The sequence below is a fragment of the Streptomonospora arabica genome, from assembly GCF_039531585.1.
Lineage (GTDB): Bacteria > Actinomycetota > Actinomycetes > Streptosporangiales > Streptosporangiaceae > Streptomonospora > Streptomonospora halophila.
Genome location: NZ_BAAAQI010000019.1, coordinates 65766 through 76962, shown reverse-complemented (window position 1 = coordinate 76962; position 11197 = coordinate 65766). Strand labels below are relative to the sequence as shown.

At 73.4% G+C, this 11197-nt stretch carries 12 protein-coding genes and 1 tRNA gene; 8 read left to right on the top strand and 5 right to left on the bottom strand.

Going from position 1 to position 11197, the window contains the following annotated elements:
• Positions 1-10: 10 nt before the first annotated feature.
• The 3 genes from ABD284_RS22410 to ABD284_RS22400 all read right to left on the bottom strand — a co-directional run bounded on the left by ABD284_RS22410 (position 11) and on the right by ABD284_RS22400 (position 2947).
• Positions 11-1408, bottom strand: coding sequence for a Stp1/IreP family PP2C-type Ser/Thr phosphatase (locus ABD284_RS22410; protein WP_344147124.1), 1398 nt, complete (start codon positions 1406-1408; stop codon positions 11-13).
• Entirely contained in the window at positions 1405-1893 is a 489-nt protein-coding gene (locus ABD284_RS22405) for an FHA domain-containing protein FhaB/FipA (protein ID WP_311546443.1), read from the bottom strand. The genes ABD284_RS22410 and ABD284_RS22405 overlap by 4 nt, the downstream gene beginning before the upstream one ends.
• A gap of 292 nt (positions 1894-2185) precedes the next feature.
• A complete protein-coding gene (locus ABD284_RS22400) occupies positions 2186-2947 on the bottom strand; it encodes an FHA domain-containing protein (RefSeq protein WP_425573291.1) in 762 nt (253 codons plus the stop codon).
• Positions 2948-3229: 282 nt separating this feature from the next.
• Here ABD284_RS22400 and ABD284_RS22395 point away from each other — a divergent pair.
• Positions 3230-3315: transfer RNA gene (locus ABD284_RS22395), tRNA-Leu, on the top strand.
• Positions 3316-3502: 187 nt separating this feature from the next.
• Here ABD284_RS22395 and ABD284_RS22390 read toward each other — a convergent pair.
• Positions 3503-4021, bottom strand: coding sequence for an SSI family serine proteinase inhibitor (locus ABD284_RS22390; protein WP_344147120.1), 519 nt, complete (start codon positions 4019-4021; stop codon positions 3503-3505).
• A gap of 204 nt (positions 4022-4225) precedes the next feature.
• On the opposite strand from ABD284_RS22390, the gene ABD284_RS22385 reads away from it, so the two are divergent.
• The 7 genes from ABD284_RS22385 (at position 4226) to pheA (ending at position 10956) form a co-directional block, all read left to right on the top strand.
• On the top strand, positions 4226-4558 hold the full coding sequence (locus ABD284_RS22385; RefSeq protein WP_344147117.1) for a rhodanese-like domain-containing protein: 333 nt from the start codon (positions 4226-4228) through the stop codon (positions 4556-4558).
• Positions 4559-4668: 110 nt separating this feature from the next.
• The gene (locus ABD284_RS22380) at positions 4669-6552 is read left to right on the top strand and encodes a PAS domain S-box protein (RefSeq protein ID WP_344147114.1); all 1884 of its coding nucleotides are present in this window, start codon (positions 4669-4671) and stop codon (positions 6550-6552) included.
• A 264-nt stretch (positions 6553-6816) separates the two neighbouring features.
• Positions 6817-7377, top strand: a complete 561-nt coding sequence (locus ABD284_RS22375; protein ID WP_344147111.1) for an ATP-binding protein — start codon at positions 6817-6819, stop codon at positions 7375-7377.
• Positions 7378-7550: 173 nt separating this feature from the next.
• Positions 7551-7907, top strand: coding sequence for an STAS domain-containing protein (locus ABD284_RS22370; RefSeq protein WP_344147108.1), 357 nt, complete (start codon positions 7551-7553; stop codon positions 7905-7907).
• A 336-nt stretch (positions 7908-8243) separates the two neighbouring features.
• On the top strand, positions 8244-9086 hold the full coding sequence (locus ABD284_RS22365; RefSeq protein WP_344147105.1) for a glycosyltransferase family 2 protein: 843 nt from the start codon (positions 8244-8246) through the stop codon (positions 9084-9086).
• A gap of 73 nt (positions 9087-9159) precedes the next feature.
• On the top strand, positions 9160-9807 hold the full coding sequence (locus tag ABD284_RS22360; protein ID WP_344147102.1) for a DUF4446 family protein: 648 nt from the start codon (positions 9160-9162) through the stop codon (positions 9805-9807).
• Between the two features lie 207 nt (positions 9808-10014).
• Positions 10015-10956 carry a prephenate dehydratase gene (pheA, locus tag ABD284_RS22355; protein WP_344147099.1) on the top strand — a complete coding sequence of 314 codons (942 nt, stop codon included), beginning with the start codon at positions 10015-10017 and terminating at the stop codon, positions 10954-10956.
• A 29-nt stretch (positions 10957-10985) separates the two neighbouring features.
• Here pheA and ABD284_RS22350 read toward each other — a convergent pair whose 3' ends face one another.
• Positions 10986-11165 carry a hypothetical protein gene (locus ABD284_RS22350; RefSeq protein ID WP_344147096.1) on the bottom strand — a complete coding sequence of 60 codons (180 nt, stop codon included), beginning with the start codon at positions 11163-11165 and terminating at the stop codon, positions 10986-10988.
• Positions 11166-11197 lie beyond the last annotated feature (32 nt).

Below are 11197 nucleotides of genomic sequence, written 5' to 3'. Positions count from 1 at the left end.
GGTCGCCAACTCACTCCCCTCCTGTTGAGTTCTCGACGGCGTCGCCGCTCAGCGTGTTCTGCGCGGTGCCGCGGTTCTGCTGCTGGGACTCCTGGCCGTCCTGGCCCTGCTGTCCGGAGTCGCCGGACTCCAGGCCGCAGGACTCGGGGTCGGAGGCGCAGGCGTCCGCCTGCTCGCGCAGTTCGCTGATGCGGCCGTCGACGTCGCCGCGGTCGAGGGGGATGGTGGCGTTGACGGAGCTGCGCTGGTTCTCGGGCAGCCCGTCGAGGGGGATGTCGGTCTTCTGGATCTGCTCGGCCAGTTCGTAGCCGGCGACGTCGGTGTTGAGGCCCTGGTAGACGGCGACGGTGGACCCGTCCTCCGAGGGGCCGATGAAGTACTGGTTGCTCAGGTACTGCGAGCCGAAGTAGAAGCCGGCCGCGGCGATTGCGACGACGATGACCAGGAACGTGACGACCATCGGCCACCACCGGCGGGTGCGCCGCTCGGGCCCGGGCTCGGGGGCGGCGGCCTCGCGGACGTCCTCGGCGGGCGGGATGCGGTCCATCTCGGCGGTGTCGCCGGCGGAGCGGTTCAGTCCCTGGGCGCGGCCGGCCGGGGTGTCGGGGGTCATCACCGGCTCGCGGCGCTGGTCGGCGGCGCCGACGACCGCGGGCTCCTGAGTGGGGCCGCCGGGGTCGGTGGCGGTGTCGATGACGTCGGCGACCACGGCCGTGATGTTGTCGGGCCCGCCGCCCCGGTTGGCCAGGTCGATCAGCCGGCGCGCGGCGGCGTCGGGGTTCGGCTCCGACTCCAGCGTCTGGCGGATGGTGTCGGTGCTGACGACACCGGACAGGCCGTCGGAGCACAGCAGGTAGCGGTCGCCGACCCGGGCCTCGCTGACGGACACATCGGGGTCGACCTGGCTGCGGCCGTCGAGCGCGCGCAGCAGCAGGGAGCGCTGGGGGTGGGTGGCGACCTCGTCCTCGGTGATCTTGCCTTCGTCGACGAGGGTCTGCACCAGGGTGTGGTCGTGCGTGATCTGGCCGAACTCCTCGCCGCGCAGCAGGTAGGCGCGGGAGTCGCCGACGTGGATCATGGCGACGCGAGCCCCCGACCAGAGCATGGCCGTTAGGGTTGTGCCCATGTTCTCCAGGCGGGGCTCGTCCTTCACCCGCTGGGCGAGGGTGGAGTTGGCGTTCTCGACCGCCTGCTGGAGGGAGCCGACCATCTCGTCGGTGGTGGGGACGTCCTCGTCCAGCGCCCGCAGAGTCGAGACGGCGATGGCGCTGGCGATCTCGCCGCCGGCATGACCGCCCATTCCGTCGGCGACCGCGAGGAGGTACGGGCCGGCGTAGGCGGAGTCTTCGTTGCCTTCGCGGAGGCATCCTACGTCGGAGTACGCCGCGTATCGGAGAGCGATTGTCATTTGCGCAGTTCCAGGACGGTTTTGCCGATGCGGATGGGTTGTCCGACCGTAATGGGCTGAGGGCGGGTCAGCCGCTGCTGACCGAGGTAGGTGCCGTTCGTCGACCCGAGGTCCTCGACGATCCAGCGGCCCTGGTCGGAGAAGATGCGGGCGTGCCGACCGGACGCGTAGTCGTCGTTGATGACGAGTGTGGCGTCGTTGGCCCGGCCGATGACGATCGGCTGTGACGTGAGGTTGAGCGAGGTGCCGGCGAGCGGTCCCTTGGTCACGACCAGGGCGCGCGGCTCGTTGCGGCGGCCCTTGGGGGCGCGGGCCGGCCGTGCGGGGCCGGAGGACCGGCCCTCCTCGCTGCGTTTGCTGCGCTTGGACTTGCTCTTGGCGGGGCCGAGGAGGTCGGTGCGGATGACGCCGACCGCCATGATCACGAACAGCCACAGCACGCAGAGGAACGTGATCCTGATCAGCATGAGGGTCAAGTCGGACATTGAACTGCTCTTCAGCCCCTGTCGTGCTCCGGCGAGGTGGCGATCATCGGAGCCGCCACCGCGTCTAGTCGGCGTCGGACCCTAGGAGATCGTGGCGGAAAAGCCGAACGAACTCAATGGAAGGGGATCCTAGGGGCCGTCGCCGGTGATTCGGCCGCCGCCCGCCTCGCCAGCGGGTGGCGTCTGTTTGGGTGGAGACCTCTCACCGTCTGAGACGCGGCGAGAGTCCGTTTGGTTGCGGGCGTTCGGGCCGGGGGAAGCCCGAACGGGGGTCGAGGTGGCGGTTGTCGTGTCAGTCGCGGCGGAAGGTCATGGTGGTGCGGCCCAGGCTGACGCGGCTGCCGTCGATCAGTCGAGCGCGCTTGACCTGCTCGCCGTTGACGAAGGTGCCGTTGGTCGAGCCGAGGTCGACGAGGACCGCTTCGTCGCCCTCCACGCGGATCTCGGCATGGTGGCGGGATACGCCGTTGTCCACCAGGCGCAGGTGGCAGTCGGTGCCCCGGCCCAGCAGGGTCACCTGGGTGTTCAGCACGAACGACTGCTGCATGCCGTGGCTCTCGACCGAGCCCTCGGCGGTCGCGCCGCCCGGCGAGATCAGCAGGCGCGGCTGGCCCTGGACATCGGCGGAGCTGCGCGGCTGGTCGCTGACCGGCTGGCGGATCTCGCCGCTCTCGACGGTGGAGCCGCGGATCACCCCGGAGCGGATGCGGAAGCGGCCGATCTGCAGGTCGGCCTCCGCCTTGAAGTGCACCCGCACGGGGCCGACGAAGGAGTACCCCTGCTCGGTCGCGTAGTCGCGCGCGAGTTTTGCCAGCTCCTGCCCGATCGTGTCGGCCAGGGCGTCCATCTGTTCGGCGTCCTCGCCTGAGAGCTCCACGACGAAGTCGTTCGGCACCAGGGTCCGGCCCTGGGCGACGATTGCGGCGCGCTCGTCCATCTCCCGCTGGACGGCGCTGGCGATCTCGACCGGTTCGAGCTTCGACTTGAAGGCCCGAGCGAAGGTGCCTTCGATCATGCCTCCAAGCCTGCGCTCGAAGCGTTGGAGCACTCCCACGAGGTACCTCCCTTACTCCACTCCGGATGTACTGACGATCGTAACCGGGTAACAGCACCCTTGGACTCACGCGCGCCATCCGGAGGGCGATCCGGTAGGGCACGGCGTCCCGCCGTTTCGCGGGGTGGAGTGCCGCGAGGGAGGAGGGAAAGCGTGCACAGACCACCCGGCGTCCGTGCTAATCTTGTTTCCGTCGCCGAGCGGAGACGGAACCGGACCCCCAGGTCGGAATCGGCCCCGGCGAACCCACTCTATATGTGTGCAATCATATATGTGTCACTCGGGCGGGTGGCGGAACGGTAGACGCGCACGGTTCAGGTCCGTGTGTCCGAAAGGATGTGAGGGTTCAAATCCCTCCTCGCCCACCAGCAGACGGGCCCTGCCGCACCAAGCGGCGGGGCCCGTCTCTTTTTCGGTCCCGGGTCCGCCCGTTGCCGCTCTCCTCCCCCGCTCGGCGTGTGCGCAAGCGGGGCCGAATGCGGCCCGCCTGACCGCGCACAGGCGCCCGCACCGCCGTGCGGTGCGGGCGGTGCGGGCGCGGCGGCCTTCGCGCGGTCAGGGCGCGAGCACGGCGCCCAGGTCGTCGTAGCGCTCCATCTCGCAGCCGTCGGTCCTGGTGACCTCGGTGTCGATCCGGGTGTCGCCGACGTGGCCGGTGATCCGGGCGACCTGCGGGCCGCCGTAGACGAAGGTGCACGGGGTGTTCTCGGGGACCTCCTCGAACGCCTCGGCGCCGCCCGCCTCGGCGAGATCGGCGCAGGCCTCCTCGGGGGCCGGATGGTCTCCGCCCGCCGGACCGCAGGTGAGCCGCCATTCGCGCGGCTCCGCCGGCGACGGGCTGGGCACCGGGGAGGGGTCGGCCGCGCCGCTGGGCTCGGCGCTTGCGTCGGAGGAGATGTCGATAGTGAGTTCGGTCTCAGGCTGGGGGCCTTGGTCGCCGGACGGAGAGGTCGCCGCGCCGCTCGGAGTCGCCTCCGGCGGCGTGCGGACCTCGGACGCACCGCAACCCGCCGCGAAGACGAGGGCGAGCAGGGCGGCCGATGCCGGCGCGGCCGCTGTAACAGGTGGGCGCATACCCTGTTCGACGTGGCGGGGCCCCGTCGGGTTCCCTCGGTCACGCCCGCGCCACGCACTGTCGCCGCGCTGCGGGCGCGGATCCCATCGGCTTCCGTGGGCTTCCACCCGAGCTCCGCCGCACCGCCCGGTATCCCCGGGACCCGGGCCGGAGGAGGCGGACCGCGCCCGCGCAGCCGCATGAGCAAAGTCGAGGAGTATCCGGTGTTCGCTGAGAGTGTCCCCGTGGTCGAGGTCGGTTCGGTGCCGCCCGACGGCTACCTGCTCGACGTCCGCGAGGACGACGAGTGGGCGGCGGGCCACGCGCCCGACGCCGTGCACGTCCCCCTGAGCAGGCTGGCCGAGCTGGCCGGCGAGGTCCCGCAGGACCGGCAGGTCTATGTGGTATGCCGGGTCGGCGGGCGCTCGGCGCAGGCCGTCCAGGCGCTGAACCAGGCCGGCTGGCAGGCGGCCAACGTCGCCGGCGGCATGCAGGCCTGGGCGCTGTCCGGGCGGGCGATGGTCAGCGAGACCGGGGAGGCACCGCGCGTGGCCTGATCCGGACGCGCCGCACCTGAGCACGGACCGCGCCGCACACCGCCGTCCGCCCACCCGCTTTTTGGGGAATGGCGAACCGCTCGGGCGGGCGCGGGTGGCACTATGTCGAGGTGGCTCCCGATCACTTCGCCCCCAGCGCCGACGCCGTCCTGGCGTGCGCCGCCGACGCGATCGTGGCCGTGGACACCGACCTTCGTGTCGTGCTGTGGAACCCCGCCGCCGAGCGCATGTTCGGCTGGACCTCCGCCGAGGTGGCCGGGCGCCCCCTGCCGATCGTGCCCGACGAGCTGACGGCTGAGCACCACGCGATCCTGGAACGGGTGCGCGCCGGCGGCCCCGTCTCCATCGTCAGCCGCCGGCTGCGCCGCGACGGCAGCGTCGTCGACGTGCGGATCGACAGCAGCTCCCTGCTGGACGGGCGGGGCAGGCCCGCGGGCTGGATCAGTGTCTTCCACACCTACGAGGAGATCGGCGCGGTCCAGAGCCACATGACCGAGCGGGCCCGCCTGGTGCGCCGGCTCACCGACGTGGTCGCCGACATCAACGCCGACCTCGACCTCGACGCGGTGCTGGACCGCATCGCCCACAGCCTGACCGAGCTCACGGGCGCCGACGCCGGCGGGTTCGCGCTGATCGAGGACGACCAGCTGCGGCTGGTCAGCCTGACCCAGCTCTCCGACCACCTGCGCGGCTACCAGGCGCCCCTGGAGTCCAGCCTGTTCGGCGAGCTGCTGCGCAGCGGCAAGACCGTCCTGCTCGCCACCGACGACACCCGGAGCCTGGACGACCTCATCTGGGCCGACCTCGAAGGCCTGCACACGATCGCGCTCGGCGTCTCTAACGTGCAGGGCAGGCCCTACGGCGCGCTGTACGCGCTTTACAGCAGGCGCAAGGTGGGCCACGTCGAGCTCGAACTGCTGGAGCTGCTCGCGGCGCACGCCGGGGTGGCGCTGGGCAACGCCATGGCCTACCGCGAGATCGTGCGCCAGCGCGCCCACGAGCACGCCGTCGTCGACTCCAGCGCCGACGGCATCGCGGTGCTGGGGGCCAGCGGCCTGGTGCGCAAGTGGAACCGCTCGGCCGCGGAGCTGACCGGCTACGCCATGGCCGATGCGGTGGGCCGCCACCCGCCGTTCCCGCTGCCGGCCCGCCAGGGCGAGAACATCCGGCACCGCCTGGACAACGGCCGGTGGCTGGAGATCCTCATCACCGACATCCCCGAGACCGGCGAGCGCGTGGTGGACTTCCGCGACATCACCGAGGCCAAGGCGCTGGAGGAGGAGAAGGACCTCTTCCTGGCCACCGCCGGGCACGAGCTGCGCACCCCCATCACCGTGGTGCAGGGCTTCGCCAGCACCCTGGTGCGGCGCTGGGAGCAGCTCGACGACGAGGCGCGCCGCAGCGCCGTCGACACCATCGCCGAGCGTTCGGGGACGCTCGCGCAGCTGGTCGAGAACCTGCTGCTGGGATCGGACGCACGCGAGGCCGAGCTGAAGACCGGCAACGCCCCCTTCGACCTGGAGCGGCTGCTGCGCGACTGCGCGACCGCCTTCCAGCCCTTCTCCACCAGGCACACGCTGGAGCTGGAGCTGCCCGATCTGATGCCGTTCGCCGTCGGCGACGCCGCGGCCACCGACGTCGTCATCGGCCAACTTCTGGAGAACGCGTTCAAGTACTCGCCCGAGGGCGGGCGCATCGTGCTGCGCGCGGCCGTTGAGGGCCACTGCGTGGCGATGAGCGTCGAGGACGAGGGGGTCGGCGTCCAGCCGGGCGACGAGGAGCGCATCTTCGGGCGGTTCGTGCAGGGCGAGGCGGGCGACCGCCGCAGGTTCGGCGGGATCGGGCTGGGCCTGTACATCGCCCGCCGGCTGGCCCGCGCCCAGGGCGGCGAGGTCACGGCTCAGGCCCTCGACGGCCATGGCACGCGGATGAGATTCACATTACGTTCCGCGCAGGTCGGCGGGCCCGGCGAGCCCGAAAACCCGGGCCAGTGACCGTTTCGCGCGGCCGGAGGCCGCGACCGTTCGCCGGCCGGTAGGAGCCGCCCGGCAGACGAGCGGCGACGACGTGTTTCCGATGTGGGCGAACGGGGCATTTCGGCCCTGGCAGAGTCGCATGGCCGGGACTTTGCCGCGCACCGACCAAGTGAATAAGGGTTGGATCGAGGTCGGGACGTGGGCGGCAGGCTCGTGCTCCCGCCGCTTGCTGGGCTACACCGGACGCGCGGGAGTGTGCGCGTCGGGGAACGGGAGAAGGACGTGTCACGAGTTGTACTGCTGCCGCACGCGGCGTCGAGTGTGACGAGCGCGCGCCGGCGGCTCTGCTCTGATCTGCGGGCCTGCGGAGTCGACAACACCAAGGTCGACGACGCGGCCATCGTCCTGAGTGAACTGCTGAGCAACGCCCTGCGCCACGCCTCCTGCCTGCCCGACCCCTTCCCTCCGGGATGCGTCGAGGTGAGCTGGGAGCTCGGCGACGCCTCCGCGGGCGGCGCGCGCAGCGGCTGGCTGGAGGTCACGGTGCGCGACGGCGGCGCCCAGACCCTCCCGCGGCTGGCCCGCCCCTCCTTGTCGGGCCTCGGCGGGCGCGGTCTGGGCATCGTGGAGCACATCGCCGCCAAGTGGGGCACCGAGGTCGACGACCGGGTCACCACCGTCTGGGCCGTGCTCGAGGCGGCGCCGGAGCAGCCGGAACCGCGCGCCGGCGAACCGCCCGAGCGCGCGTCGGGGTCCGCCGGCGCCGCGCCCGCTCCGCACAGCGCGGGCCGCGCGGGCGAGCGGATATCGGCGGTGCCTCCGCAGCAGGCCGCCCGCGCCTGAGCGGCGCTCGGCGCGCGGGGCCGGACCGGCCCGTGTAGCCCGTGAGCGGGGTCTTCTCGCAGCGTGACCGGCGTGTGTGCGACGGCTGCCGTACTTCCCGCGGAACGTTCCCGATGTCCGAAACGCCGTCGCCGATGTGGCCTGTACTCCCCGTGGGCGCTACAGTCTCGACTGTGGAGTTGAAGATCTCGAGTCAGTCTCAAGGCGATAGCGCCGTCGTCACTGTTCGTGGCGAGATTGACCTCTATACGGCACCGCAGCTGCAGAGCGGGCTCGTCAACGCGCTGGAGGACGGTGCGCGGCGACTCCTGGTCGACATGTCGCGGGTGGAGTTCTGCGACTCGACCGGGATGAGCGTCCTGCTGTCGGGAATGAAGCGCGCACGCGCGAAGGAGGGCGACCTCGTCCTGGTCGCGCCCAAGCCCGCCGTCCGCAAGATCCTGGAGGTCACCGGGCTCGACGCCGTCTTCGCCGTCGAGGACTCCACCGACGCCCTTCCCCTGGCGGCCGAGTCCAGCCCTACGGCGTAGGCCGTGCCCGGTGGACCGCCGCCCTGCCGCACAGCCGCTGGGGGCGGTCGGCGACGGGCGGGCCGCGGGCCCTCGCCGCGCTCTGCGGGGCGCTGACCCCGGTCCCGACGCCGGGCGCGGCGCAGGCCGCCGATCAGGGGCGCGCCCGCGGCAGCGCTCGCTGCGACGGCGCCGCGCCGCCCATCGACTGCAGCGCGCACGCGCGTGCCCCGCGCTCGTGGGCCCCGGGTGCCGGGCGCCTCGCCGCCGGCTCCCGAACCCGCCGGCCGGGCCCAGCACGGGCGCGCCGCGGACCGGACGCGCCGGCGCGCGTCCCGCTCGCTTCGGCGCGGGGCCGTGACCGGGCCTGCGGAAGCCGGCTCGGCGGGTGCCCGGACCGCCGTCGTCATCGCCGCGCGTGACGAGGAGGTGCTGATCGGCGCCACGGTGCGCGCGGCCGCCGGGCTGCCCGGCGCCGACCTGGTCGTGGTCGTCGACGACGGCTCCCGCGACCGCACCGCCGCCGTCGCCGGGGCCGCGGGGGCGCGCGTGCTGCGCCACGGCGCCAACCGCGGCAAGGGCGCGGCCATGGAGACCGGCGCCGAGGGGGTCCGGCGCGTCGAGTGCGCGGAGCGCGGCAGCGGCGCCCGCCATCTGCTCTTTCTCGACGCCGACCTCGGCACCAGTGCGGCACGGGCCGCGCCGCTGGTCGAGCCGGTGTGCTCGGGGGCGGCCGACATGACGATCGCGCTGCTCCCGGCGACCCGGCAGCGCCTCGGCGGGCGCGGCGCCGTCGTCTCGCTGGCCCGCGAGGGAATCCGCCGCGCGACCGGGTGGGAGCCCGAGCAGCCGCTCAGCGGCCAGCGGTGCCTGACCCGGGCGGCGTTCGAGGCCGCGCGTCCGCTCGCCGCCGGCTTCGGTGCGGAGACCGGGATGACGGTCGACCTGCTGCGTGCGGGACTGGCGGTGGTGGAGGTCGAGGTCCCGTTGGAGCACCGGCCCACCGGCACGGGGCCGCGTGCCCAGCTGCACCGCGCCCGGCAGTTGGCGGACGTGGCGCGGGCACTGGCCGAGCGGGAGCTGGGCCCGGCCCTGGTGCGCCGCGGCCGGCGGCTGCGGGAGGACCTGCGCGGCGCCGCGGTCGTCGCGGTGCGCAGGGCCGCGACACGGCGCGGGCGGGCGGCACGGCGCGGCCGCTGACGGCTGACCGGCTACGCGAAACGCGCTGAGTGTCGTTCTCATTACCGGGAGTGGCGGTTAGTCTCACACTGTGGTGACTACCTGGACTACCTATCTGGCCGTTCTGGCGGCGCTCGCGGGCGTGGGCGGACTGGCACTCGGCGTTTACGCCCTCATCAGCGTCCGCAGCGCGGCGCGTGAATGCCGCACGATGATCCAACGGCTCCAGCCCGACGGAAACGGACTGGACATGCGGGCGGTGCGCGACGTGGCGGTGGTGCGCTACGACGCCCTGGAGGAGATGTCGGGGGCGCGCTCGTTCTCGCTGGCCCTGCTCAACGCCGTCGGCGACGGCGTCGTCGTGACCTCGATCAACGGGCGGACCGAGTCGCGGACCTACGCCAAGTCCATCGGGCAGGGCCGTGCCGAGGAGGCGCTGTCGCCCGAGGAGTACCGCGCCCTCCGGGCGGCCCGGCTCGGGCACCGACCGGGCGCTCCCGAGGGCGACGACGCGGCCGCGCACTCCGGTAAGGGCGGGCCCGGCCGCGGGCGCAAGCAGGCCGCGGGCGGCGACGGCGCCTCGGCCGGCAGGCAGGGTGCCGTCGAGGAGTCCCGCGCGCAAGCGGGGGACGCGGGCGAGCACGGTGGGCCCGCCGACGGCGACGCGTCGCCGGTCCGCACGCTGGGCACCGCGCCGACGGGGGCACCGGCCACCGGCACGGGCGGTACCTCCGCCGACTGACCGGGGCTGCGGGCTGTTCGCCCGCGGCGCGGCGGGCGGCCGCCCTTGCCGGTGTGCTGAGCCCGCGCGCGGCGGCCGCGCTCCGCGCGGGCCGCCGCCGGTACGCGGTCCGGTTGCGCCTCCACGCGGGCGATCGCAGGTCGGGCGGGGGCACGGCCGCGGTCCGGACCCACGCAGCGCACGCCGCACGGGTATAACCTGCGAAATATGCGTTACGCCTATCTCGGCCCCGAGGGGACGTTCACCGAGGCCGCACTCCGCACCCTCCAGCCCGAGGCGACGGAGGCGGCCCGCATCCCTTATGCCGGCGTCGACGCCGTGTTCGCCGCGATCCGCCGCGGCGACGTCGACGGAGGCACGGTGCCGCTGGAGAACTCCGTCGAGGGCGGCGTCACCGCCACCATCGCCGAACTGATCAACGGCGAGCCGCTGCTGATCGCGGCCGAGGCCGCCCTGCCCGTCGAGTTCACCCTGTTCGCGCGCGAAGGCGCCGCGGTCGCCGACGTCAAGCGCATCGCCACCCACCCGCACGCGCTGGCGCAGTGCCGCGGGTGGCTCGCCCGCCACCTGCCCGACGCGGAGGTGTTCACGGTCTCGTCCACGGCCGCGGCGGCCCAGAGCGTCGCCGAGCCGGGCAGCCCCTACGACGCCGCGATCTGCGCGCGCATCGCGGGCGAGCGCAACGGTCTGTACGCCCTGGCCGAGGGCGTCGGCGACCGCGACGACGGGGCGACCCGCTTCATCCACCTCATGCGGCCGCAGCCGCTGCCCGAGCCGACCGGGTCGGACCGCACGTCGCTCGTCGCGTTCCTGTCCGACGACCACCCGGGTGCGCTGGTCGAGCTGCTCAACCAGTTCGCGGTCCGGGGCGTGAACCTCACCCGGCTGGAGTCGCGGCCCACCGGCGACGGACTCGGCCGGTACTGCTTCTGCCTGGACGCCGACGGGCACGTGGCCGAGCCCGCCGTCGGCGAGGCGCTGATGGGGCTGCGGCGGCTGTGCAAGGAGGTCCGGTTCCTCGGCAGCTACCCGCGGGCCGACGCCGACACCGAGCTCACCCCGTTCATGCCCTCGCGCGGCACCACCAGCGCCGACTTCTACGAGGCCCAGGAGTGGCTGACCCGCATCCGGGCGGGCGAGGTCGGCTGAACCCGGCGGGAGCGCGCGTCCGCGGAGGGTCACCTCGCCGACAGCGCCGCCTCGATCGGGCGCCCCTCCTGGATGCGGGCGAGCCGGTCCCGCAGCGCCGTCTCCAGGGCCGCGTCCTCCGGGCAGAGGTAGGGCAGCTGGTCCAGCGCGGCCCGCACCTCGTCCGCCGTCATGGCGCTCAGCGCCTTCATCGCCCACGGCTGTGCCATCGCTTCGCTTCCTTCCGTGTACGCCGGCGCGC